Source organism: Duganella sp. CF458 (assembly GCF_900113115.1).
GTDB lineage: Bacteria > Pseudomonadota > Gammaproteobacteria > Burkholderiales > Burkholderiaceae_D > Rugamonas.
In genome coordinates this window covers 14371-38734 of sequence record NZ_FOOF01000005.1, presented here as the reverse complement: position 1 = coordinate 38734, position 24364 = coordinate 14371, and the positions used below count along the sequence as shown (strand labels likewise).

The window sequence follows — 24364 nt, the reverse complement described above, 5'->3', positions numbered from 1 at the left end:
ACGCAGTGTCTCGCAGGCGAGAGTTTCTCGCAGCCAAGCGCCGAACAGCGCAAGCGGGGGCGGTGAAAGGAGACTACAGTTGGCGCATAAACCGCATGATCATCAAGGTGCCTGAAGTTTTAGACCTAGTTGATCATCGGGCCAACACGCTTGAAGTCGCCGCTGCATGTCGCTCAAACTGCATGATTCACAAAAAGCGAACTCTCCTCGACTTCTCAGCGACGAAGACCATTTCTTCTGCGGCGGTCTTATTTCTGGTGGCTGAGATTGACCGATGCCGGAAAGTGAGCGGCATCGCGATGCTGACCGGCACATTCCCTCGCGACAAACGCTTAAACCGGCAAATGCGTGATAGCGGCTTCTATGACGCTTTGGGCGTAAAGTGTGACATTCCGCAACGTGAGCGCATCTATCCGGTGGAGTATATTAAAGTACGTAGCGGAACGGCAGCTGACGGGCGTCTGGCGGTCGAGTTGCGCCAAGCATTACTTGGCCCACATGAGGAACAGCTAGCCAAGGACAAGAGGGGGTCTTTCTTTCGCGGCATAACAGAGGCCATGACCAATGTGGCACAGCATGCCTATCCCGACGATTGGGACAATGGTCCGATCAAGGTCATAAAGAAGGGTTGGTGGATGCTGGGGCACATCAACAAGCTTTCAAAGCAATTGAAGATCATGATTGTGGATCAGGGCATTGGCATTCCTCGTAGCCTCCCCCGTACGCACAAAGATGTGATCCCGGCGCTTCTTGCAATGCTTAAATTGGAGAACAGCGACGGGGCGATGATCCACGCAGCCATGGAGCTTGGTCGTTCAAGATTAGAGCAAAGTCACCGTGGCAAGGGGTTGAATGATTTAAAACAGATCATAGATTTATGTCAGGAAGGCACATTACGCATCCTGAGCAAGAAGGGTGAATATCTCTACCGAGTTCGGGGTGGCCAATGCCTGCCAACCATCGTAAGCGGTCACCAAGATTCACTCAATGGTACACTCGTAGAGTGGAGTATTCCGCTAGATGCAATTTTGCCGTTCTTGTTGATTAACGAGGTCGGAAACGAGGAAAAATGAAAGTGATTAATATTGCCAAGGAGTTTTCTGCCTATCCAGTTGGGCGCTTTTACACCGACGGACCGGACAGCGGAGAACGTTTCAGAGAAGAATTCTTGGCGCCTGCAATGAAAGACGGCGGTCTGGTACGTGTTGAACTTGGCGGTACGGAAGGCTACGGTTCCTCTTTTTTGGAAGAGGCATTTGGCGGTGTCGTGCGCAAGTTTAATCTAAGTGAAGCCGACGTCGCTACGAGGTTAGAGCTAGTGGCGGACGATGATCCCGTCGACCAAAGCTATTTAACGGAAACCCTTGAATATATTGCCAATGCCTGCCGAGACAACAAACGCAAATAACCTATTTGAGTTCGCAAAAATCGGGATTCAGTTAGTTGGTTATGGAGTAACTTGGGGTATTGTTTTTCGCGGCTGGAAAGTCAGCAACGAGCAAAACGCTAAGCGCGACGATAGGAAGGAGTTACGGGACCTGGTGAACGACATTGCTGATTCCATCCGCAATGTCGAGGCCGATGTCGTCTCTTACCTCACATCGACTGAAGGCAAGTCGGCAAGCTATTGGACTGTTCATTTTGGCGTCCGTCAGGTGAACGCCTCCATTGTTGGTAGCAAAATTTTCAATACCAAGCCTATCAATGATCTCTTGATCGCCTATCGTCAAGCCGTAACTGATAAAGCATTGCAGGGTCCCGACTCCCCTGCACTCACGGGGCATCAATTAAGTTCAGCTCTCCGGGGCGTTAGTAGTGCTGGTACCAGTCTGATACGTGGGATCGAAACACGATACCGTGAAATTTACCCGCTCGCAGCGTGACATCGGGCTCATGCCGTAGTTGGACTTACCTATGCCTCCTGAAGAAATTCAACTTCTCGCCGATACCGTAAAAATCGGATTCCCCGTCATAGGTACTATCGTAGGTACATTGATTGGCGGCGTATCGACGTACTTACTTACAAGGCTCAATCATCGACACGACGCCTCCAAAGAGCTCACCAAGCGCCGCTTCGAATTGCTGATTCAAACCGCCAATGATGTAACCGAATTTGAGCACCTCGTCGGCAGCTATGCCACGGAGGTAAGTAACAAAATTCAGGGGCTCACAGGAGCGCTTAACTTTGAAGAAGCCAGAACAAATATCTACACGAAGAACCAGCCACTACGTCGCGCAAGGATGTCGCTAAAAGTTCTCGGTCTAAAAGAGGCTGAGGCAAACTTAGAAAAGTACGTCGAAGTTACGCGTGAGCTCATTCGGTATGGTCCAAATTTATCGAAGGAGCGGGCCTCAGAGCTAGCGAAGCAAATCGTCATTGGACCGGTAGAGTTTTATGAGTCCCTTGCCAAAGAAGTATCCCCTACCTAAGCTAAGCTGTAGTGGTCGCGATCTGATCGGGAAGTGACCCCGGTTTGGACATCGGCGCTGTCAGATCAGATGTACTGGCTCAGACTTGACCAGACACATGATGTCTGGTGACCGGCAGCAACCGCCCCATTGCTGAAGTTCACGAATCTAAAAGCGAATTTTCAGCGTTGATTTAAACGATACGCCAGCGGATCCGCTGCGAGTAAGAGTTAGACATCGAATGGTGGAGCGAACCATCCTCATATGGAGATTCGCCAACGAACAGCCAATATGCCAGATCATGCAACCTTTCATAAGCATCTTCGTAGTATTGACGCTCATACGGCCTGGAGAACGAAGCGTGGGAGGACCATTCTTTGACAAAGTGATCCAGAAACCAAAACCCTTCTGCTACCCAGCGTTCAAGGCTTTCCGACTTTGGCCTTCTCTCGATGTAGTCCTGCATAGCCCTGATGAGACGGATGAAAGCCTTCTTGTTCCATTTCAGATTGCATCTTAACTCTATTAGAAATGAACCATCTTCGCCTTGAAGCTCTTCCTTGAGGACAAGAATGTGGTCAGGTGTGGTCATAAATGTTTATTTGCCGAGCGATCGCTTGATTGCACGCTCTTGGGTGGCCGATGTTGGCCGAAGTCAGTCAATTTGTGGCTAGTTCGATTGGCGCGGCCTCGGGCCACGTCTGGCCCGGAATCGGCCCAAACGAACTCTAGCCCATCTTACACTCTGTGTCAGATCAAGTCGAAGCTACTACAGATCAGATCGCGACCACTACAGATCAAATTCCGTCGTTCAGTGCGACGATTTTATCGCGCCACGCCTCCTTTCCGTCAATTAGAGTTTGCATCGGTGTCCGGCCACGGCACATCTTCCCTTGATGCGTTCGCTCGTTGTTGTAGTAGCGAAGCCATTCAGCGACGTCCGCCCGCAGTTCATCAATGCTCCGATGGATCCTGCGTCGAAACGCCACCTGGTAAAACTCCTGCAGGATGGTCTTGTGGAAGCGCTCGCAGATTCCATTGGTCTGCGGATGCCGAACTTTCGTTTTTGTGTGCTCGATCTCATTCAACGCTAGGTACAGCTGGTAATCATGCTTTTCCGGCCTTCCGCAGTATTCGGTTCCCCGGTCGGTGAGGATCCTGATGACGCCCATGCCTTGCTCCTCCATGAATGGCAAGACGCGGTCGTTAAGAAGATCTGCTGCTGTATTCGGGGTCTTCGTGCTGTACAACTGGCATTATGCGAAGCCCTCCTCCTGTGCTAACATCCCAAGTCCAAAATATTAGGCCCCACCATGACCGCATCCCGCCGCTATAACAAACGTCAACTCAAGAAAAAGCACCTCGGTGAATTCCAGGAACTCGGTTTCCTCGTCGAGGCAGAACTGGTTGGCACCCTGACCCTGGCCGAGCACAACACCCTGATCCACCAGTTCCTCGAAGAAGCCATCGAAGCCAATGGCCTCGCGTTCGGCGGTGGCTACAGCGACGACTTCGGAGGCATCGTGGTGTCGAACAAGCCTTATGGCAAAGTCGAAGAACGCCATCGCACCCTGGTACAGGATTGGCTGTCCAAACACAGCAAACTGACCAACGTCAAAGTCGGCGAACTGCGCGACGCTTGGTACGGCTGGGGCTAAACGGAAAGCTTCGCGCCAGTGAAGGGCAGCCTTAGAGCTGCCCTTTTTCATTTCTCGGTCTATCCAAGACTAAGCTTTGATCTCTGAATGGGAGACCAGGCACTGAGGCAGCAAGCACCAACGACCTCGCCGTACACGCCACCAATCAGGGCGCCGTCATCACTTCCAATGGAGCGAGTTGAGCAAGGAGCACTAAATGCTCGACGGCATTGACCTTCTGCAGATGCGACAATTCAGACGGGCCGCCCAACGCCAGTGCAGGGACAAAACCGTACATCTCATCATGCTTTAGCGGCCCGAGCTTCTTTGAAGCTGAAGAAAACAGGTCCGCATAGTCGCTCTCTTCACGATCCCGTTTGCTGAAGAATGCGCGCACACCCCGGTCCAAATCACCGTTCTGGAATGTTGACTCACGAGGAAAACAATACGAGCCAGGTGCAAAGACTTTCAATGAATCGCATGTGTGTTCGCCCCAAAAGTACAATTCACCGAAGGCCCCACGTGCAATGATGTGGTAGGCGTCTCTGTTCATGAATGGCGTTTCGCCTATCCATGCTTCTAATACGGGTTCGTATTCTTGCGGATCGACCGTCCAGAACAAGCCGTCAGCATAGCCACACCAGCCATGCTCGGCCCAATACGTCAACAATTGATCGGGGAGTTTTCCTCGAAAACGTTCGATACTCGGCGCTGGGACGCAACGCTTGTCCATGGCCGGCCCCATCTTTTCAAGAAAAAACTCGAAGTGTTCGTCCATCATTTTACAGATCAGTCAGCGTAGGGGGCGTCATCACGTCCAATGGGGCGAGTTGCGCGAGAAGCACCAAATGCTCGACAGCTTTGACCTTCTCGAGGTATGTCACGGTCGCAGGGCCGCCGAGCGCCAAAGCCGGAACGAATCCATACATTTCATCGTGCTTCAACTGACCAAGCTTTTTTCGGGCGCTGGAGAACGTACCGTCAAAATTATTCTCGTCGCGATCTCGCGCGCTGAAGAACGTGCGAACGCCACGATTCATATCCCCATTCTGGAAAATCGATTCGCGAGGGAAGCAGTATGCGCCAGGGGCGAAAACAGTTAGCGAGTCGCAGGTACGCTCGCCCCAGAAGTACAACTCACCGAAGGCGCTTCGCGCAATGATGTGATAAGCATCCTTCTCCATGAACGGAGTACTGCCAATCCATGCGTCCAGCACAGGCCCGTACTCTTGAGGATCGACGGTCCAGAAGAGCCCGTCTGCGTAACCGCACCAACCATGCTCTTCCCAGTAGGCCAACAACTGCTTGGGGAGCTTGCCGCGGAAGCGTTCAATGCTTGAGGGCGGAACGTACCGCTTATCAATTGCGGGCCCCATCTCTTCTAGGAATAGTTCGAAATGCTCGTCCATATTATTAGCAGGCGCGTATGCTGTTTCAGGCTGGAGGAGGTGTCATCACCTCCAATGGAGCGAGCTGCGCAAGGAAAACCAAGTGCTCGACAGCTTTGACTTTCTGAAGGTGTTCCGAAGTCGAAGGGCCTCCCAGGGCGAGGGCGGGAACAAAGCCGTACATTTCCTCGTGATTTAACCGACCCATTTTTTTCAAAGCCGGAGAGAACATCTCTGCGAAGTCGTTCTCCTTTCGTTTCCGGACGCTGAAGAAGATTCGCATACCCGACTCTAGCTCGTGCTCCTTAAATGCTGGTTCTGTAGGAAAGCAATATGCGCCTGGCGCGAACAACGTCAGCGTGTCTCCTGTTCGTTCACCCCAAAAGTACAGCTCCCCGAACGCACTCCGCGCGATGATGTGATAAGCATCCCTCTTCATGAGTGGCGTATCGCCGATCCATGCATCCAGAACGGGCTCATATTCTTGCGGATCGACAGTCCAGAACAAGCCGTCCGCATAGGCACACCAACCATGCTCTTTCCAGTAGGCCAGCAACTGCTCTGGAAGCTTTCCGCGGAAACGATCAAGGCTCGATGAAGGAACATGGCGCTTCTGAGTGGCTGGCCCCATCATTTTCAGAAAGAATTCGAAATCCTCGTCCACTGCATCAGCCTTTACGTAGGGGGAGTCGTCATCACTTCCAAAGGAGCGAGCTGTGAAAGGATTACCAAGTGCTCCACTGCCTTCACCTTCGTTAAGTTTTTCAATGTTGAAGGTCCACCTAACGCCAACGCCGGCGCGAATCCATACATTTCGTCATGCTTCAAATGTCCCAATTTCTCTAATGCGGGAACGAACATTTCAGCGAAGTCGTTTTCCTCACGATCTCGAATGCTGAAAAACGCCCTCACTCCAAGCTCCAGTTCATCCTCTTCAAAGACCGATTCGATAGGAAGGCAGTAAGAGCCCGGCGCAAACAACCGGAGTGATTCGCCAGTACGTTCTCCCCAAAAGTAAAGCTCTCCAAATGCACTTCGTGCGATGAGGTGATAGGCATCGTTTTCAACGAAAGGCGTCTCTCCGATCCAGGCTTCTAATACAGGCTCATATTCTTGGGGATCAACTGTCCAGAAAAGTCCATCCGCGTACCCGCACCAACCATGCTCTTCCCAGTAAGCCAGCAGTTGATCGGGAAGCTTACCTCGGAAACGCTTGACGCTTGACGGTGGCACGTGGCGCTTTTGAATTGGTGGGCCCATCTTTTCAAGAAAGTACCCGAAGTATTCATCCATAGCTCTTCTTTCTATTTGCATCGTTCAAGTTTCGCATTAATCTTCATCGATGCGCGGTATGACAACGGTACCTTAGTTGCGGCATCATCGAGCGCCCCCACACGGCTTCGCCATTGCGCACCAATGCGAGAGTTGATGTTCCGGTCGCCAAAATCGCCAATGGCGTCCTTCCCGGCCACGATCATGTCTGGATTATGTAACGCCGCCAATGTTTTCATTCTGATTGCAGCTTCCTCCAGAGCCTTTGCCGCCGCGACTTGTGGCGGGAGTCCTTTCCGAATGAACTCTCTCTCAAACTTCTTTGTAAGTTGCGCCTCGTGAGCAGCGCGAGCATGCTTAGCCACGCTCGGATCGCGAGTTACATCCTTCGCTTTAAAGGCCTCACGTCCTTCTAGATACTCCTCGACGGTCATGGCATTCAGGCCGGCTTCTTGCCCCGCCAGTTGGCGGTCAAACTCGGGAATGCTCCCTTGCGGCAAATCATTCGGTTTAAAGCACGGCACCTTCTTTTGCGGCATGCCGGCGGGGCGTGGCTGCTCCGGTTCCTCGACCGGGCGTTTGCGCTTCGGTGGCACGGGTGCAGGCTCGTCCAGCGCGCTAGTTGCATTTTTTCGGCGTGATTGTAAGGCAGGATGCCGGCTTAGCCGCTCTTCGTTTTCCTCGATCCAGCGTGCGATTTTTGGTCCCAGGCGCGGGCTCTCGCGGACTTCCTTTAGCGCCAGGGCTCTATTACCCTTGCCGCGTGAGAAATAGGCCATCAGCGCCATGAGGACCGCCATGATCATGATCACGTGGCCGTTGGCGAATTCAAAGGCAGCGTGGCGCACATTCCCTTGTTCCGGGCCAGCCAATGCGTAGCTGCAGGTCCGTCCGTCGCGCGGCGCTGGCCCCCAGGCTTCGCGGAAGCCCCGTTCATAGTGTTCCATCGCTTCGGGAATTGCCGTGGCCATGCCTTCGATCAGCGACTTCAGGCCCAGGAGCGCCATCACCCATGCTCCGAGCTGAGAGCCCACGGCTGCGCCGGCAGCGGCGCCTGGCAAGGCGCCGACACCGCCAAAGAACGCACCGCCGACTGCGCCGACCGTGGCGCCTGCAACCACCGAACCACCGTAGTAGAGCGCTATGTCCTTGCAGACTTCGACGAGAATGTGCCAGATGGTCGATAGGTCAATGCCGGACAGTTGATGGGCAATGATCCTGCGGGCCATATCGCCCGACTGCTCCAGAGCTCTCTGTACGCGCTCAACACGCTTACCCTGGGCGGGGAAATTGCCGATGCCGAAATGCGTGGGACTTATGCCCCGCCCCATGCTATCGAATACCGGGCCTTCGCCAGGGCCCCTGCTGACCTGGCGCTCCCGTTTTTCAAGCTCGGACCATATACGCGACGATTGGTTTAGCAAATTGCTACCCTCTGGCGTTGCTCAGGTGAAAAAACCGGTAGGATAGCAAATAATTAAATTTTCGATAAGTTCTACAGTGCGGCATGACCGCGGGACGGATTAATGAAAACTTTGCTTCTCATCGCTGCCGGCGTGGTGCTTTCGCCAGCCCAGGCTTCTCAACAGTTCAATATCCCCTCCGCGCCGGGAATCTCGCTGGCGGTGACGGAGGTTGGCCAGCACCGCGGCAAGCGCCCGATCCTCTTGGTGCATGGCGCGCGGGTCAGTTCGAAGGCTTCATTCGACCTGCCGGTGGCGGGCGGCTCGTTGGCGTCCGACTTGGCGGCGCGTGGTTTCGATGTCTACACGCTTGATGTGCGCGGTTATGGCGCTTCGACGCGGCCTGCCGGGATGGAGGTAGCTCCCGCAGCCAGTGCGGCGCTCGTACGCACCAACGATGCAGTGGAGGACATCGATGCGGCAGTGGATTTCGTGCGCCAGCGCAGCGGTGGTTCGAAAGTGGCCCTGCTTGGCTGGGCAACCGGTGGCCAGTGGGCGGGGCATTATGCGACCCTGCATTCGCCCAAGCTCAGTGCGGTTGTCATGCTGAATAGCCTCTATCGCGGCACGTCGCCACATCCGCTGATCGGGCGCGGCACAGGGATGGAAGACAAGGAGCGTCCCAGCGCATTCAACCGCGCGGCTTGCGGTACCTATCGCGTTGCCGACGCGGCCTCCACGCTTGGTCCGTGGGACCGCACGCTGGGCGACGAGAAGGATACCGCGCGCGATCCGGCCGTCGCGCAAGCTTACGTCGAGGCTGCACTGGATAGCGACAGCACCAGCCGCCAGCGAGAACCACGAAGCTTCCGCTCACCTTGCGGTGCAATGGAAGACAGCTTTTACCTGGCTACCGGACGCCAATTGTGGGATGCCTCTCTGATTACGGCGCCAGTGCTGGCCATCGCCGGCGAAAAGGACTTCTGGTCTCGCCCTGAGGATATGCGAAACCTGCAAGCCGATTTGGTACATGCCGCCAAGGTGCGAATGGTGCTCATTCCGAACGGGACGCACTTCCTGCACCTTGAACGTCCGCCCCGTGGCCGCGCACAGCTGATCGATGAAGTGGACAGCTTCGTGCCAAGATAGACTTTGGGCAGCGCCACACTGATACTTGGAGGCCGTCATGCGTATATTTTTCTGCCAGTTTGTAGCAATGCTGCTTGTTGCTGGCGCCGCCATGGCGCAACCCGCACCGCAGGCGGTGGGCATCGTCGTCATGCATGGCAAAGGCGGCTCGCCGACGAAATTTGTGGCGGAGCTGGCATCCGGACTGGAAGCCAAAGGCTACCAGGTCGCGAATATCGAGATGCCGTGGTCGGGCAGCAGGAATTACGACGTCAGCACGGCTGCGGCGGAGGCGGAAATCAATGCAGCACTGGTCCGCTTACGGGCGAAGGGAGCCACGCGCCTATTCCTGGCAGGGCACAGCCAGGGTGGCACATTCGCCTTTTATTTCGGCAGCAGGAACCCGGTGGACGGCTTGATCGCTATCGCGCCGGGTGCGAGCAGCGCCAGCCAGGTGGTTCGCGAAAAACTGGGAGGTACGCTGGAGGAAGCGCGCCAACTGGCTGCTGCGGGAAAGGGCGGCGTGGCAGCGCGGCTGCAGGATTTCGAGGGTGCCAAGGGTACGTACACGGTCGTCTGCAAGCCGGACGACTACCTGACCTGGTTCGATCCCGAGGGCGCGATGAATCTCATGAAGTCGATCCGCGGCATGAAGCCTGAAACTCCGGTGCTCCTGGTTGTGCCGAAGAACGACTACCCCGGCCTGCTCAAGGCCAGGCAGGCCAACTTCAATGCCCTGCCCCGCAATCCAATGACGCAGCTTTACGAGCCCGACGCGAGCCATACGGGTGCGCCCTCCGCTTCGCTCGAGGAGGTAGCACGCTGGATCATGGAAGTGGTGAAAGCGCCGCGCTAGCAGTCTTTCGGCTTGACGCTGGCGAAGCGGCAGTCCAATGGGCGGAAAAATTCGCGCGAGGTGCCGTAGGCTTTGTTGTAGCGCGCGAAGATGCGGTCGATGTCGCCGGATTTGTACAGCGCCGCAATGCCCCGCTCGAAGCTGTCGCGCATTTCGGCCGTGCGGAAGGCGAACCAATATTCGTTCGGCTTGCCAAGAATGTCGTGGTAGACCAGGTCGAAATCGCCTTCGCGCAGATAGGATTGGCGGTCAAGATAATAGTTGAAGATGTCCCTTTGCGAGATCACCACGTCCACCTGCTTCAGCACCAGCAGTGGCGATTGCAGCGTCAAAGGTTCGGAGTAGCGTGCGTTCCCCTGCACCGCATCGCGGTAGTCCTGCCCCAGCATCCGGCTGGCGCCGTTGAATGCGGTAACGCGGTAGCGCGCCAGGTCGGCGACCGAATCCAGCCGCGGCAAGTTGGCGCGGCGGGTGATCGCCAGGTTGTGGAAACTGGTGATGGGCCAGCGGCTCATCACGCCGGGCAGCATCATGACAGGCTTGGCGCCGGTTGTGACGTCGACCACGCCCTTGCGCAAGGCCTCTTCGGTGCGCTTTTGCGGCAGGTAAAGGAAGTCGGCGGTGATGCCTTGCGTCGCCATTGCGTCGCGCAGCACATCGACCATCAGGCCGCTGTGGCGGTCGGGCATGACAAAGGGGGCGATGTCGTCTTGCAGCCCGAACCTGATGCGCGCCGGCTCGGCTGCCTGCGCGGTGCAGGACAACAGCATAGCCAGGGCGGCGGCGCGGAACATGGTCAGCCTGCGGCGGCGACGGGTTCTGGCGGCGCCCAGTTCTGCAGCAGCGCGTTCTCGAATTCGAGCGCGGGCAAGGGGCGTGAGAAAAGGTAGCCTTGCACTTCGTCGCAGCCGGAATCCTTCAGGAAGGCCAGTTGTTCGGGGGTTTCCACACCTTCGGCGATCACCTTATGGTTCAGTTGCTGGGCGATGCTGATGATGGTGCTGGCAATGGCACAGTCGTTGGTGTCGACCGGAATGCCGGTGGTGAAGGAGCGGTCAATCTTCAGCGTGTCGATCGGGAAGCGCTTGAGGTAGGACAGGCTGGAATAACCGGTGCCGAAATCGTCCAGCGACAGCGTGATGCCGGCCGCTGTCAACCGGTCCATGATGCCGATCACACGTTCGATATTGTGCATCAGGGTGGATTCGGTAATTTCCAGTTCCAGCCACGATGGTTCAAGGCCGTAACGGTGCAGCGTTTCCATCACGCGGCCCGGCAGCGCGGAGGTGAACTCACGCGCCGATACGTTGACCGCCAGCCGAATCGGCGGCAAGCCTTTTTCCTTCCAGGCCTGCGCCTGCGCGCAGGCCGCTTCCAGCACCCATTCGCCGACCTGCACCACCAGGCCGGTTGCTTCCGCCAGCGGAATGAATTCCGCCGGGGGCACCAGGCCGCGTTCCGGATGCTTCCAGCGCACCAGCGCTTCGGCGCCGATGATTCTGCCGGTGCTGATTTCAAACTTGGGCTGGTAGTGCAGCAGCAGTTGTCCGTTGCCCAGCGCCTGGCGCAGGCCCGATTCGATGCGCATACGCTCCTGCATGCCCTTGTTCATGTCCTGGCTGTAGAAGGCGATATGCTCGCCGTCCGATGAGGCGTTCTGCTTGGCGCGGTACATGGCGATATCGGCCAGGCGCAGCAGGGTCTCGGCGTCGTTGCCGTCCTGCGGGTAGACGCTGATGCCGATCGAGGCGCTGACGCGCAGGTCGTGGCCATCGATCAGGAACGGTTCGTTCAGCGCCGACAGCAGCTTGTTGGCCACCATGCTGGCTTCGTAATGCTGGTGGATGTCGAACAGGCCGACCGCGAATTCGTCACCGGACAGGCGCGCCACCACATCCTGGTCGCGCAAGGCGAGTCGGAAGCGCTGCGACACTTCACGCAGCAGCGCGTCGCCGACCGCGCGGCCCAGCGTGTCGTTAATCAGCTTGAAGCGGTTCAGGTCGATGAACATCACGCAGCCGTCTGCCTTGCTGCGCTGGGCCACCGTCATGGCCTGGTCGACCAGTTTGGTCAGCAGCGAACGGTTCGGCAGGCTGGTCAGGGCGTCGTAGTAAGCCAGGTGGTGGATGCGCTCCTCCGCCTCCTTGCGCTCCGTGATGTCGGTCAAATAGGCGACCAGGCCGATCGAGCGGTCTTCCATATCGCATAACTGCGACAGCGACAGGCTGGCCCAGAATACATCGCCGTTCTTCTTCCTGCGGCGCACTTCCATCAGGCGGCCGCCCTGCTCCAGGAATTCGTCGCCCAGGTCTTCGTCTTCGTCGTCGTAGAGGAAGATGATGTTGCGGCCGACCGCCTCCACCGCCGAATAGCCGAACAGGCGCTCGGCGCCCTTGTTCCAGCTTGTGATGAAGCCGTTCAGGTCCATGGTCAGCACCGATTCGTGGATCTGGTCCAGTATTTGCGTCTGATGCTGCAAGCGCGCTTCCACTTGCACATAGGCGTGGGTGGTGCGCTGCGCTATCGAGTGCACCTGCAGCACGCTGGCGGCGAGACTGGCCAGGCTGGCCAGGTTCTGCCGGCTGGTTTCAGTGTAGCTGTCGAGGCCGGAAACTTCAAAGCGGCCGAAATACTGGTGATCGTACTGGATCAGTTGCGACAGGCCGCTTTCCCATCCCGGCAAACCGGTGGCCGGCGTCATCTCGCGCGGCACGTAGCGGCCATGCGGGCTGCCGGTGACCTCGCGCGCGATGCGGCCCAGCTCTTCGACGAGCGCACGGCCACGCAGGCGCAGCACCGCATCGCACACGGCGGCGCTGCTGGCGAGGTAGTTGGCAACCGGTTGCTCGTGCATGTTTATACGTTCCTGCTGACCTGCAGCGCCCAATGGTAGGCCTGCAATAGACTTCGCCAATAGGTTTCGTTGTCGATGCCGACATCGCGCAGTGCGCTTGCCTGCGGTTCGTGCATTTCCACCAGCGCCAGCATTTCACCCAGTGGACCACTGCGGTCCAGCAGGGCCGCGACCACGTCCAGGTCGAGGTTCAGGGCCGAGACGATGTCGGTCATCGGCATCGCCAGCAGCACGTCGAGCAAGGAGAACACGCCCACCAGGAAGGCCTGGTCCTGTGCGTCGCGCTCACCTTCGCGCAGCTTGCACAGGGCTTCCATCTGCGCCGCGCGCAGGGCAGCCAGCGGCAGCAAGGCATTGGCCGGGCCGTCGGCCTGCTGGCGCGCATACAGCAATAGCTGCAGCCAGCGTTGCAGTTGGCGGCGGCCCAGCAGGTTGATGGCCTGGCCGAAGTTGTGGATCGGGTTGCTGTTCGGGGCGAAGGCCGCTGAATTCACCAGCTTGAGCAACTGGAAGGATAGCGCCGGGTCTTGCTTCAGCAGGGTTTCCAGTTCGCGCGAATCGGCGTCTTGCGCCAACAGGCCAAGCAGGGCAAGCAGGCGTTTGCGGCTGGTGCCATCGCCCTGCCCCCCATCACGCTCATATTCATGTTCATGTTCATGTTCTTGCGCGCGCGGCAGTTCGCCGCGCAACAGGGTGAAGCCGGCTTTGCGGCATGCATCGGCGCGGGTGGCGTCGGCATTGCGGGCCAGGTGCGGGCCGGGCAGCGACATCATCGCCAGCGTGCCGGGCAGCGCTTCGGTGCAATCGACATCAAGGCCGCGGATGCCGGCTTGGACGGCGGCGATGCCGGCGTCGCCGTCCGCCAACAAGCGCAGGCCGCGGTCGGCCAGCCGCTTGCAGTGCTTCTGCATCGCCTCGTCGGCCAGCAATGCGGCGGGAACAGTGAATACGATGCGATCAAGCGGCAGGCCATCGAGCTGGCTGGCGTCGAGCGCGAATGGATCGGCGAGGGGGATGAAGTAATCGAGCGAACCCAGTGCGTCGGATTCAGGGCAGCCCAGGAGCGATTGCAGCGTCGGCAGCGAAACCGCTTCCGGCAGCTGAAAAGCCAGTCCTACCCAGTGGTTTTGGGTATCCAGGACAGGCTTGATTCCCACCAGCGGTAACGATTTCGGGTCTGACGCAAACATCGGAATCTCGGTGTGGTAACACTAACAATGGTAAATGGTCTGTTGATGTAAAGCAACCATTGAGCGCACGCGGACACCCTGTGTTACAAGACTCGGGGAGTCTAACAGAAATTGCCCAAAAGTCAGCTTTTGCGTGGTAGAGGAGACAATCGAATTGCCAGTTTTGTATCACTAACGATACATTGCTGATTATTTTACTAATTTTTTATTTATCGAATTGTGCGTGTTGGACAGCAAACTTGATCAGTTCTGCCTGCCCTTCGATGCCAAGCTTGCGTTTTATGTTCAGGCGGTGGGTTTCCACCGTGCGCACGCTGAGGTCCAGCTCGCGCGCAATATGCTTGTTGGATTCACCATTGGCGAGGTGGCGCAGCACCTCGGCTTCGCGCGTGGTGAGCTGGTTATCCTGGGCCATCGGCTTGGCCAGCTGCTGCGCCAGGTTGGCGCTGTAGTAGATGCCGCCTGCCATCACGGTCTCGATGGCGACCACGATATCCTTGCCCGGCGCGTCTTTCAGCACATAGCCGCGCGCGCCGGCCTGGATGGCCTGGGTCACGTATTCCAACTTGTCGTGCATCGACAGGATCAGCACGGCAATCGCCGGGAATTGGCGCTTGAACAAGGCGGTGGCTTCAATGCCGTTGGTGCCGCGCATATTGATGTCCATCAGGACCAGGTCTGGATTGTGCAGGCGCGCGGCCTCCAGCGCTTCGGCAGCGCTGCCTGCCTCGCCGACCACTTCGAACTGCGCCATGGCTTCCAGCCGCGCGCGCAGGCCGTCGCGCACGAGGGGGTGGTCGTCTACCAGCAGGATACTTGTGCGCAGCTCACTCATTTTTGTCCTTTATTGTCTACTCGCGCCAGCACCGTGGTGCCGGCGGGCGAGGATTCGATGCGGAACTGGCCGCCGATCGCATCCATGCGCTCCATCATATTCCGTAAGCCGATGCCCCGCTTAGGATGGCCGGCGATGCCCTCGGCATCGAAGCCGCTGCCGTTATCGGCAATGCGCAGCGTGACGCCCTCGGCATCGCCCTCCAGATCGATATTCACGCTGGCGGCTGCGGCGTGACGCTCGATATTGGTCAGCGCTTCCTGCGCAATGCGGAACAGCACCGTGTTGGCCACGTCCGGCAGGCCGTCGGTGCAGCCGGTGGCGCTGAAGGCCACGTCGACGCCGATGTGCACGCGGAATTCGGCCGCCAGGTGGTCGAGCGCGGCGGCCAGGCCCAGGTCGTCCAGGATGGCGGGACGCAGGTTGTGCGAGATGCGGCGCACCTCGCCCAGCACATTGTTCAACTGTTCCGCCGTGTGCTCGAAGGCGGCCTTGGCCTTGTCCTGCTGCGCGGGATTGCCAAGGCGGATGATGCCCGCTTCGATTTGCAGCTTGATCGACACCAGCCACTGGCTGATGCCGTCGTGCAGGTCACGCGACAGCCGCGCCCTCTCCTCCTCCTGCGATTCGACCACGCGCTGTGCCAGCACTTTGAGCTTGGCATCGGCCACGCGGTATTCACGGATATTCAAGGCCAGGCCGGAGACGCCGACCGCCACCAGCGCCATGGCGGCAATCGCCGCCATCCACAGCAAGGTGTTGCGGATATTGCCGCGCTGCTGGGCGTCGACCTTGGCCAGCGCCGCGTCGACGTCGTCGAGGTAGATGCCGGTGCCCAGCATCCAGCCCCATTCCGGCAGCGGGATCACGTAGCCCAGCTTGGGCGCCGATTTATGGGTGGACGGCTTGACCCAGTTGTAGCGCTCCAGCCCTCCGCCTTCACGGGCGCGGGCCAGCAGGCGCTGGATGGTCGGATTGCCTTCCTGGTCTTTCAACATGAACAGGTTCTGGCCGACCAGTTCCGGCTGGCGCGGGTGCATCAGCGAATTGCCCTGCATGTCGTAGACGAAAAAATAGCCGTCATCGCCGAAACTCAGGGTGGACAGGATGCGCTTCGCCTCGTCCAGCGTGGCCGGGTCTTTGCGGCCGGATTTGACCAGGTGGGCAATCGAGTGATTGGCCAGCGTCACGTAGTGCTTGAGTTCCGCTTCCTTGCTGGCCAGGTAGGCCTGCTGGATGGTATCGCGCTGCTGGCGGGCGAGCGTGGTCGCCTGGTAGCGCACCGCGATGGAGATCGCGCACAGGGCCAGGATCAGTGGCGCAATGGCCAGGAACAGGAACTTTTGCCGCAGCTTCATGCGGCGATTGTAAGCCCGCCGCGGCATGCCTGTCCTACGTAGTTATACCGACGGCGTTTGCGTAGTGGTGCGCTTGTGACAGATATTCAATTCCTGAATACTGGCCATTCATCCTTGGAGGAGACACCGATGAATCCCGTTATGAAGAAACTTGGCTGGGCAGCGATGTCCGTGCTGGGTGCCAGCGCCCTGGGCGTGATTGCACTCAAGCGCGGCGAACCTGTCAGCGCCATCTGGCTGGTGATTGCGGCCGTTTGCGTGTACCTGATCGCGTACCGCTTCTACAGCCTGTTTATTGCAAAGAACGTCATGGGCCTGGAGGCCGGTCGCCTGACCCCGGCCTACAAGTACAACGATGGCCTGGACTACGTGCCGACCAATAAGAACGTCCTGTTCGGCCACCACTTCGCAGCCATCGCCGGCGCCGGCCCGCTGGTCGGCCCCGTGCTGGCGGCGCAAATGGGCTACCTGCCCGGCATGCTGTGGATCCTGGCCGGCGTGGTATTCGCCGGCGCCGTGCAGGACTTCATGGTGCTGTTCATTTCCACCCGCCGCGACGGCCGTTCGCTCGGTGACCTGATCAAGTCCGAACTGGGCCCGGTCCCTGGCAATATCGCGCTGCTGGGCACCTTCATGATCATGGTGATCATCCTGGCGGTGCTGGCGCTGATCGTGGTGAAGGCACTGGCGCACTCGCCTTGGGGCTCGTTCACCGTGATGGCCACCATCCCGATCGCCTTGTTCATGGGCGTCTACTCGCGCTACATCCGCGTCGGCCGCGTCGGCGAAGTGTCGCTGATCGGCTTCGTGCTGCTGATGCTGGCGATCTTCGGCGGCCAGTGGGTGCAGGAAAACCCTGCCCTGGCCCCCATGTTCACCTTCTCCGGCACCGAACTGACTTGGATGCTGATCGGCTACGGCTTTATCGCGTCCGTGCTGCCGGTCTGGCTGCTGCTGGCGCCGCGCGACTACCTGTCCACCTTCCTGAAGATCGGCACCATCGTCGGCCTGGCGCTGGGCATCGTGATCGTGTCGCCGATGCTGCAAATGCCATCGCTGACCAAGTTCATCGACGGCACCGGCCCTGTATGGTCCGGCAACCTGTTCCCCTTCCTGTTCATCACCATCGCTTGCGGCGCCGTCTCCGGCTTCCACGCGCTGATTTCCTCCGGCACCACGCCGAAGATGATCGAGAATGAAACCCACGCCCGCTTCATCGGCTACGGCGCGATGCTGATGGAATCCTTCGTCGCCATCATGGCGCTGATCGCCGCTTCGACCATCGAACCAGGCGTGTACTTCGCGATGAACAGCCCGGCGGCACTGCTCGGCACCACTGCGGAATCGGCGGCACAGGCGATCTCGCAGTGGGGTTTCTACGTCACGCCGGAAATGCTGACGCAAACCGCCAAGGACGTGGGCGAATCGACCATCATCTCCCGCGCCGGCGGCGCACCGACGCTGGCGGTGGGCATGGCGCACATCCTGTCCAATGTGGTGGGCGGCAAGGCCATGATGGCGTTCTGGTACCACTTCGCCATCCTGTTCGAAGCATTGTTCATCCTGACCGCTGTCGATGCCGGTACCCGTGCCGGCCGCTTCATGCTGCAGGACTTGCTGGGCTCCTTCGCACCATCGCTGAAGCGCACCGATTCCGTGTTCGCCAGCCTGCTCGCCACCGGCCTGTGCGTGGCGGCCTGGGGTTACTTCCTGTACCAGGGCGTGGTCGATCCACTGGGCGGCATCAACACCCTGTGGCCGCTGTTCGGCATCGCCAACCAGATGCTGGCTGCGATTGCGCTGATCCTGGCGACCTGCGTGCTGTTCAAGATGAAACGTGCCAAATACGCCTGGGTCACCATCCTGCCGACCATCTGGCTGCTGCTGTGCACCCTCACCGCCGGCTGGCAAAAGATCTTCGACGCCAATCCGAAGATCGGCTTCATGGCCCACGCCGCGAAATACCAGGCCGCACTGGCCGATGGCAAAGTGCTGGCGCCGGCCAAGTCGATCGAACAGATGCGGCAGGTGATCTTCAACGACTACCTGGATGCGGGCCTGGCAGCCTTCTTCATGATCGTGGTTGTCAGCGTGCTGGCATTCGGCGTACGCACCGCGCTGGCAGCCTGGAACGCCAGCCGCCCAACCCACAACGAAGCCCCGGCCCAATACGCCGCCGCGGCCAAATAAAGCCATGCTGGGCGACATCGTCAAGGCAGGCCGCTACCTCGGACAGAGCATGCGGCTGATGTGCGGCCTGCCGGAATACGACACCTACGTCGCCCATCGCGAGAACACCCACCCGGGTGAGCCCGTGATGAGCTACAAGGAATTCTTCCGCGAACGGCAGGAAGCGCGCTACGGCGGCGCCGGCAAGCGCGGCGGCTGCTGCTAGCCGCGCTGTCCACCTGGGGTCAGGAACGAATTGGACATTTTTTTCCTTGGCGGAAGAATTGTCCATTTTGTTCCTGACCCCAGGTGGACATTTTATTGCAAGCAACTGAACCTTAGAGCCAGATCAAGGTGTCGAAATTCTTAGCATTTATTCTTTGCCCGATGGAATCGTCCTTCGGCGGCGAATATGCTCAACTTCGAACGGTCCGGCTTAAGCCAGAAACTGACCATCATTTCGGTGCTCACCACCGGCAGCGCCCTGCTGCTGGTGTTCGTGGCGTTCGCCGTTGCGTCCATCCTTTCCCATACCAGCGAGGAGCGCAAGCAGCTTACGTCCCTGGCTGATGTCATCGGCGCCAGTAGCGTTGCTTCCCTGCTCTATGCCGACCGGCCCACGGCCGAACAAGCCCTGGCCGCGCTGGCGGTCAAGGGCGACATCACGCGCGCCGCGCTGTTTGACCGGGATGGCAAGCTGTTCGCCGCCTACCCTGCCCTGCGTGAATTGGCGCCCGATGCGCTGGACGCGCAGCGCCTTCAACAACTGGCTTCCGGCGAAATGGCCGAGCGCGATGGTCCGCCCTGGGCGCCGCTGCTGCGGCTTTACCGGCCGGTGCGGGTGCGCCAGCATGTGATCGGGGCGGTCATGATCGAGGCCGGCCAAGCCTCGCTGTGGCTTGGCATCCTGCGCAACCTTGGCATTACCGCGGCAGCCACGGCGTCCTCGTTCGGACTGGCGCTGGTGCTGTCGGCCCGCTTCCGCGAAGGCATTGCCACGCCCATCGCGCAGTTGATCGCGGCGGCGGACCGGGTCAGCAGCAGCCAGACCTACGCCCAGGTCCAGCACCAGCGCAGCGATGAACTGGGCACGCTGATCGACAGCTTCAACGGCATGCTGGCGCAGATCGAGAGCCGCGACACCAAGTTGGCGCAATACCGTGGAGAGCTGGAACGGCAGGTCAGCATCCGCACGGCGCAACTGGAAAAGGCCAAGGATTCGGCGGAAGCGGCCAGCCAGGCCAAGAGCGCCTTCCTGGCCAATATGTCGCATGAAATCCGCACGCCGATGAATGGCGTGCTGGGCATGGCGGAACTGCTGGCGGCCACTGAACTGACGGAAACCCAGCGTCATTACACCAGCATGGTGCGGCGCTCGGGCGAACATCTGCTGGTAATCATCAACGACATCCTTGACTTTTCCAAGGTCGAAGCGGGCAAACTGACCGTTGAATACATCAACTTCAACCTGCGCGAGCTGCTGGACGATATCGAAAACGTGTTCGCGCCGCAGGCCCAGGCCAAGGGCATCGAAATCGAGTTCGCGGTGGCGAACAATATTCCGCTGGCGATCTGCGGCGATCCGAACCGGCTGCGGCAGGTGATCGTCAACTTGCTGGGCAACGCGGTCAAGTTCACCGACCAGGGCCTGATCAAGGTGGCGGTGCGCGTGGCGGAAGAGGATGCGCAGTCGGCGCGGCTGAGGATAGAAGTGCACGATACCGGCATCGGCGTGTCGCGCGAGGCGCGCGCGCATATCTTCGATTCGTTCTCGCAGGGCGATGGATCGACCACCCGCAAGCATGGCGGCACCGGACTCGGGCTGGCGATTTCCAAGCAATTGGTGGAGCTGATGGGGGGCTCGATCGGCGTCGACAATGCGCTGGGGCGCGGTTCGGTGTTCTGGTTCACCGTGCAGTTTGACAAGCGGCGCGTGGATGCGGACGACGCGGGCTTCCAGCAAAAGCCGACCAAGGGCTTGCGCGCGCTGGTGGTCGATCGGCATGCGGAAAGCGCGCTGGCGCTGCACCGGCTGCTGGCACGCTGGCACCTGCAGGGCAGTTGCGCGCCCAGTGCCGCCGACGCCTTGCGCGAACTGCACGCAGCCGCGGCGCGGGGTGCGCCTTACGATGTGGCGCTGCTCGACGTGGGGCTGGACGATATCGGCGGGCTGGCACTGGCGGCTGAAATCAAATCCGATCCGGATATTTCGCCGGTGCGGCTGATCCTGCTCGCTTCCGAGCGCAACGCGGCGGACCAGGTGCAGCGCCGTGCGGCGGGTGTGGCGTTCCAGCTCATCAAACCCGTGCGCGAGCCCGACCTGTACGACTGCATCGTGACGCCGCTGCGCGCCAATGAAGGCGTGGGTGTGGCGGCCCTGGCCGGCGTGCCGCCGTCGCAATCGTCGCCGCGGCCGCGGCATGGCCAGCGGCCGCGCGCCTTGCTGGCGGAGGATAATCCGGTGAACGTAGAGGTGGCATCGGCCATGCTGCGCGGCCTGGGCATGGAAGTGGCCTGCGCCGCCAATGGCGAAGAGGCACTGGCCGCGGTGCGCGCCGGCGACTATGACCTGGTGCTGATGGACTGCATGATGCCGGTCATGGACGGCATGGCCGCCACTGCCGAAATCCGCCGGCTGGAGCAGCAGCGCGGCCGCACACGGACCACGCCGATCGTCGCCATCACCGCCAATGCCCTGCAGGGCGACCGCGAACGCTGCCTGGCGGCCGGCATGGACGATTACATCAGCAAGCCTTTCTCGCAACAGGCCCTGGCCGACACGCTTGGGCGCTGGATCGCCCTGCGCGTACCCGACTCGCCGGCCGTCCCCGCCGCCGCGCCGGCAGCTGCCATCAATCCGCTGGCGCTTGACGCTATCCGCGCCCTCAGCGCAGAGCAGGGAGAACTATTGCTGCACCGCGTGCTGGCCACCTTCCTGCAGGACACTCCCCGCCAGCTCGCAGCATTGCACGAAGCGGTCGCAGAAAGCGACCCAAACACCATCCGCAAGACCGCCCACAGCCTGAAATCGAGCAGCGCCAACGTCGGGGCCGACATCCTGGCAAAGCTGTTCAAGGACCTGGAACAAATGGCGCGCGCCGGCAAAACAGACGGCGCGCCAGCCCTGATAGCGCAACTGGAGCGCGAATTCCAGTCAGTCCGGCATTCGCTCAGTCTCATCCTGCCGAAGGGAGCATGAAATCATGGCAGCGCTCTATTCCCCCAAACGCGGCACCGTGCTGGTGGCGGATGACGATCCTGTCATGCGCCTGTTAATGCTTGAAATGCTGGCCCAGGTCGGGCTCGATGCGGTGGAAGCAAGCGACGGCCGCGCCGCCGTGGCCAGCTTCCGCGACAACGCGCCCGACCTGGTGCTGCTCGACGTCGACATGCCGCTGCTCGACGGCTTCTCGGTCTGCCGCGCCATCCGCAAACTGGAGAGCTCGTCCCACGTCCCGGTCATCATGGTCACCGGCAGCGACGACCTGGAAGCTGTCACCCAGGCGTATGAAGCCGGCGCCACCGATTTCGTCTCCAAGCCGATCAACTGGCCCATCCTCGGCCACCGCGTGCTGTACGTGCTGCGTGCCAGCGACGCCATCGCCCGCCTGCGCATTGCCGACGCCCATAACCGCGCCGTGCTGGCAGCCATTCCCGACACCTTCTTCCGCCTCAGCGCCGACGGCTATTACCTCGATTACGAAGAAGGCCACGAGCCCGGCGCCGACTTCGCCAGCCGCGAATGCGTGGGCCGCCACATCCGCGACGTGCTGCCCGGCCCCATCGCAAGCCGCATGCTGGACCAGCTATCGGCCGTGCTGCATTCCAGCTCCGTGCATTCCGTCGATTACGAATTGACGCGCGACACCATCAGTCACCACTTCGAAGCGCGGCTGGTCGGCACCGCATCGGGCGAAGTCCTCGGCCTGGTGCGCGACATCAGCGAACGCAAACGCACCGAGGAACAGATCCGCAAGCTGGCCTATTGCGACAGCCTGACCGGCATCCCCAACCGCCAGGCCTTCCTGGAGACGCTGGAGCGCGAACTGGAGCGCTCGCGGCGCGAACAACGCAAGTTCGCGATCCTGTTCATGGATCTCGACTCGTTCAAGCGCATCAACGACACGCTGGGCCACAACGTCGGCGACCTCCTGCTGCAGATCGTCACCGAGCGCTTGCGCGAGACCATTCGCCCCAGCGACCACCTGTGCAGCCTGGCGCGCCTGGGCGGCGATGAGTTCACCATCCTGCTGCCCGACATCGAACGGGTGGACGATGCGCTCACCGTGGCGCATCGGGTGAAGGATGCCATGCGCCGCCCCTTCAACCTGGACGGCCACGAGATCTTCGTCACCGCCAGCATCGGCATCTCGCTTTACCCGGAGGACGGCGAAGACTGCACCTCGCTGCTCAAGTTCGCCGACACCGCCATGTACCACGCCAAGAACTGTGGCAAGAACAACGCCAAGCTGTACAGCTCGTCCCTGACGATGCAGATCATGAGCCACGTCAAGCTGGAAGTGGGTTTGCGCAAGGCCCTGCAGAACAACGAGCTATACCTGCTGTACCAGCCGCAGGTGGACGTGCCCACCACCCGGATTGTCGGCGTGGAAGCGCTGATACGCTGGCGCCACCCCGAACACGGCATCATCCCGCCAACGGAATTCATCCCGTTGGCCGAGGAAACCGGCTTGATTGTGCCGATCGGAGAATGGGTGCTGCGCACCGCTTGCAACCAGGCGCGCGACTGGCAGCGCGAATGCGAGCGGCCGGTCCGCATGGCCGTCAACCTCTCCGCGCGCCAGTTCAAGGATGAAAACCTGGCGTCGATCGTCCTGTCCGTACTGCAGGACAGCGGCCTCGATCCCAACCTGCTGGAGCTGGAGCTGACCGAAGGCACCTTGATGGACAACGCCCTCGCCACGCTGGCCACGCTGGAGCAGTTGCGCGGCATCGGCGTGTTCCTGTCGATCGATGATTTCGGCACCGGCTATTCGTCGATGAGCTACCTGAAACGCTTCGACGTGCGCGCGCTGAAGATCGACAAAAGCTTTATCAGTGGGCTGCCGCAAGACAGCGAAAACGCCGCCATCACACGCGCCATCATCGCCATGGCGCATGGCTTGAAGATGATCGTGGTGGCGGAAGGCGTCGAGACGCCCGAACAATTGGAGCTGTTGAAGCATTACGGCTGCGACATGGCGCAAGGCTACCACCTCGGCCGTCCCGCTACGCAGGAGGCTATCGGCCAGATGCTGGCGTGTGCGGGATCAGGTGCTGCGGCGGTCTAGCATGGCGCGGGCGATGGTGCCGGCGTCGACGTATTCGAGCTCACCACCCACCGGCACGCCGCGCGCCAGGCGGGTTACCGCCAGGCCGCGCGCTTTCAGCATCTCGCTGATGTAGTGTGCGGTCGCTTCGCCTTCGTTGGTGAAGTTCGTTGCCAGCACCACTTCCTCCACCACGCCATCGGCTGCGCGTGCCAGCAGTTTTTCGAGGTGGATGTCTTTCGGGCCGATGCCGTCCAGCGGCGACAGGCGTCCCATCAGCACGAAGTACAGGCCCTTGTAGGTCAGGGTCGACTCGATCATCGCCTGGTCGGCCGGGGTTTCGACCACGCATAGCTGGCACTTGTCGCGCGATTCGTCGGCGCACGTGTCGCAGATCTCGGTTTCGGTGAAGGTGTTGCACAGCGCGCAGTGGTGCACCTGCTCCACCGCCTGGTACAAGGCGCGCGACAGCATGGCGGCGCCTTCGCGGTCGTGCTGCAGGAGGTGGAACGCCATGCGCTGAGCCGACTTGGGACCGACACCAGGCAGGCGACGCAGCGCCTCCGTCAGGAATTCAAAGGACTTCGCCATGAGG

The 24364-nt window shown here is 60.0% G+C and carries 23 protein-coding genes and 1 pseudogene; 11 read left to right on the top strand and 13 right to left on the bottom strand.

Translation table 11 applies throughout. From position 1 onward, the window contains the following. Nucleotides 1–95: 95 nt before the first annotated feature. The 4 genes from BM269_RS08895 to BM269_RS08880 are packed head-to-tail and all read left to right on the top strand — an operon-like array spanning nucleotide 96 to nucleotide 2430. Nucleotides 96–1073: an ATP-binding protein gene (locus BM269_RS08895; RefSeq protein WP_090436673.1), complete on the top strand. Its 978-nt coding sequence runs from the start codon at nucleotides 96–98 to the stop codon at nucleotides 1071–1073. After that, on the top strand, nucleotides 1070–1408 hold the full coding sequence (locus BM269_RS08890) for an STAS-like domain-containing protein (RefSeq protein ID WP_090436672.1): 339 nt from the start codon (nucleotides 1070–1072) through the stop codon (nucleotides 1406–1408). The genes BM269_RS08895 and BM269_RS08890 overlap by 4 nt, the downstream gene beginning before the upstream one ends. After that, complete coding sequence (locus BM269_RS29015) at nucleotides 1380–1883, top strand: hypothetical protein (protein WP_139232696.1); 504 nt, start codon at nucleotides 1380–1382, stop codon at nucleotides 1881–1883. The genes BM269_RS08890 and BM269_RS29015 overlap by 29 nt, the downstream gene beginning before the upstream one ends. A gap of 31 nt (nucleotides 1884–1914) precedes the next feature. Beyond that, nucleotides 1915–2430 carry a hypothetical protein gene (locus BM269_RS08880; protein WP_090436670.1) on the top strand — a complete coding sequence of 172 codons (516 nt, stop codon included), beginning with the start codon at nucleotides 1915–1917 and terminating at the stop codon, nucleotides 2428–2430. Nucleotides 2431–2602: 172 nt separating this feature from the next. Here BM269_RS08880 and BM269_RS08875 read toward each other — a convergent pair whose 3' ends face one another. Both BM269_RS08875 and BM269_RS08870 read right to left on the bottom strand, forming a co-directional pair. Beyond that, nucleotides 2603–3001 carry a hypothetical protein gene (locus BM269_RS08875; protein ID WP_090436669.1) on the bottom strand — a complete coding sequence of 133 codons (399 nt, stop codon included), beginning with the start codon at nucleotides 2999–3001 and terminating at the stop codon, nucleotides 2603–2605. A gap of 205 nt (nucleotides 3002–3206) precedes the next feature. Next, nucleotides 3207–3665: pseudogene (locus tag BM269_RS08870) on the bottom strand (integrase core domain-containing protein); the annotation flags it as partial. A 57-nt stretch (nucleotides 3666–3722) separates the two neighbouring features. Here BM269_RS08870 and BM269_RS08865 point away from each other — a divergent pair. Then, nucleotides 3723–4067, top strand: coding sequence for a YggL 50S ribosome-binding family protein (locus tag BM269_RS08865; RefSeq protein ID WP_090436668.1), 345 nt, complete (start codon nucleotides 3723–3725; stop codon nucleotides 4065–4067). Between the two features lie 145 nt (nucleotides 4068–4212). On the opposite strand, the gene BM269_RS08860 is transcribed toward BM269_RS08865, so the two are convergent. Genes BM269_RS08860 through BM269_RS08840 form a run of 5 tightly spaced genes read right to left on the bottom strand, consistent with a single transcriptional unit; the run spans nucleotide 4213 to nucleotide 8037 of the window. Continuing rightward, a complete protein-coding gene (locus BM269_RS08860; RefSeq protein WP_211482676.1) occupies nucleotides 4213–4827 on the bottom strand; it encodes a GAD-like domain-containing protein in 615 nt (204 codons plus the stop codon). A 1-nt stretch (nucleotide 4828) separates the two neighbouring features. Next, on the bottom strand, nucleotides 4829–5455 hold the full coding sequence (locus tag BM269_RS08855; RefSeq protein ID WP_090436667.1) for a GAD-like domain-containing protein: 627 nt from the start codon (nucleotides 5453–5455) through the stop codon (nucleotides 4829–4831). A gap of 25 nt (nucleotides 5456–5480) precedes the next feature. Then, the gene (locus BM269_RS08850) at nucleotides 5481–6098 is read right to left on the bottom strand and encodes a GAD-like domain-containing protein (protein WP_090436666.1); all 618 of its coding nucleotides are present in this window, start codon (nucleotides 6096–6098) and stop codon (nucleotides 5481–5483) included. An 11-nt stretch (nucleotides 6099–6109) separates the two neighbouring features. Continuing rightward, nucleotides 6110–6727 carry a GAD-like domain-containing protein gene (locus tag BM269_RS08845; RefSeq protein ID WP_090436665.1) on the bottom strand — a complete coding sequence of 206 codons (618 nt, stop codon included), beginning with the start codon at nucleotides 6725–6727 and terminating at the stop codon, nucleotides 6110–6112. 11 nt (nucleotides 6728–6738) lie between these two features. Beyond that, nucleotides 6739–8037 (bottom strand): DUF6861 domain-containing protein, encoded by a 1299-nt coding sequence (locus BM269_RS08840; RefSeq protein ID WP_090436664.1) that lies wholly within the window; start codon nucleotides 8035–8037, stop codon nucleotides 6739–6741. Between the two features lie 195 nt (nucleotides 8038–8232). Between BM269_RS08840 and BM269_RS08835 the strand changes: the two genes are divergently transcribed. Both BM269_RS08835 and BM269_RS08830 read left to right on the top strand, forming a co-directional pair. Next, on the top strand, nucleotides 8233–9258 hold the full coding sequence (locus BM269_RS08835) for an alpha/beta hydrolase (RefSeq protein WP_090436663.1): 1026 nt from the start codon (nucleotides 8233–8235) through the stop codon (nucleotides 9256–9258). 37 nt (nucleotides 9259–9295) lie between these two features. Next, nucleotides 9296–10093, top strand: a complete 798-nt coding sequence (locus BM269_RS08830) for an alpha/beta hydrolase (protein WP_090436662.1) — start codon at nucleotides 9296–9298, stop codon at nucleotides 10091–10093. Here BM269_RS08830 and BM269_RS08825 read toward each other — a convergent pair. From BM269_RS08825 to BM269_RS08805, 5 genes are all read right to left on the bottom strand, one after another. After that, nucleotides 10090–10887, bottom strand: coding sequence for a substrate-binding periplasmic protein (locus tag BM269_RS08825; protein ID WP_229204562.1), 798 nt, complete (start codon nucleotides 10885–10887; stop codon nucleotides 10090–10092). The two genes, BM269_RS08830 and BM269_RS08825, sit on opposite strands and share 4 nt — an antisense overlap. 2 nt (nucleotides 10888–10889) lie before the next feature. Continuing rightward, nucleotides 10890–12947, bottom strand: coding sequence for a putative bifunctional diguanylate cyclase/phosphodiesterase (locus tag BM269_RS08820; protein ID WP_090436661.1), 2058 nt, complete (start codon nucleotides 12945–12947; stop codon nucleotides 10890–10892). Between the two features lie 2 nt (nucleotides 12948–12949). Beyond that, the gene (locus tag BM269_RS08815) at nucleotides 12950–14137 is read right to left on the bottom strand and encodes an HDOD domain-containing protein (RefSeq protein ID WP_090436660.1); all 1188 of its coding nucleotides are present in this window, start codon (nucleotides 14135–14137) and stop codon (nucleotides 12950–12952) included. A gap of 205 nt (nucleotides 14138–14342) precedes the next feature. Then, nucleotides 14343–14972, bottom strand: coding sequence for a response regulator (locus BM269_RS08810; protein WP_090436659.1), 630 nt, complete (start codon nucleotides 14970–14972; stop codon nucleotides 14343–14345). Continuing rightward, nucleotides 14969–16330: a cache domain-containing protein gene (locus tag BM269_RS08805; RefSeq protein WP_090436658.1), complete on the bottom strand. Its 1362-nt coding sequence runs from the start codon at nucleotides 16328–16330 to the stop codon at nucleotides 14969–14971. Before BM269_RS08805 ends, BM269_RS08810 begins: the two co-directional genes overlap by 4 nt. 129 nt (nucleotides 16331–16459) lie before the next feature. Here BM269_RS08805 and BM269_RS08800 point away from each other — a divergent pair, with 129 nt between their 5' ends. From BM269_RS08800 to BM269_RS08785, 4 genes are all read left to right on the top strand, one after another. Beyond that, complete coding sequence (locus tag BM269_RS08800) at nucleotides 16460–18520, top strand: carbon starvation CstA family protein (RefSeq protein WP_090436657.1); 2061 nt, start codon at nucleotides 16460–16462, stop codon at nucleotides 18518–18520. Between the two features lie 4 nt (nucleotides 18521–18524). Then, a complete protein-coding gene (locus BM269_RS08795; protein ID WP_090436656.1) occupies nucleotides 18525–18725 on the top strand; it encodes a YbdD/YjiX family protein in 201 nt (66 codons plus the stop codon). A gap of 186 nt (nucleotides 18726–18911) precedes the next feature. Next, on the top strand, nucleotides 18912–21698 hold the full coding sequence (locus BM269_RS08790; RefSeq protein ID WP_090436655.1) for a response regulator: 2787 nt from the start codon (nucleotides 18912–18914) through the stop codon (nucleotides 21696–21698). 4 nt (nucleotides 21699–21702) lie between these two features. After that, nucleotides 21703–23790 (top strand): putative bifunctional diguanylate cyclase/phosphodiesterase, encoded by a 2088-nt coding sequence (locus BM269_RS08785; protein ID WP_090436654.1) that lies wholly within the window; start codon nucleotides 21703–21705, stop codon nucleotides 23788–23790. On the opposite strand, the gene recR is transcribed toward BM269_RS08785, so the two are convergent. Further along, on the bottom strand, nucleotides 23770–24360 hold the full coding sequence (gene recR, locus BM269_RS08780) for a recombination mediator RecR (RefSeq protein ID WP_090436653.1): 591 nt from the start codon (nucleotides 24358–24360) through the stop codon (nucleotides 23770–23772). The genes BM269_RS08785 and recR overlap by 21 nt on opposite strands. Between the last annotated feature and the right edge of the window lie 4 nt (nucleotides 24361–24364).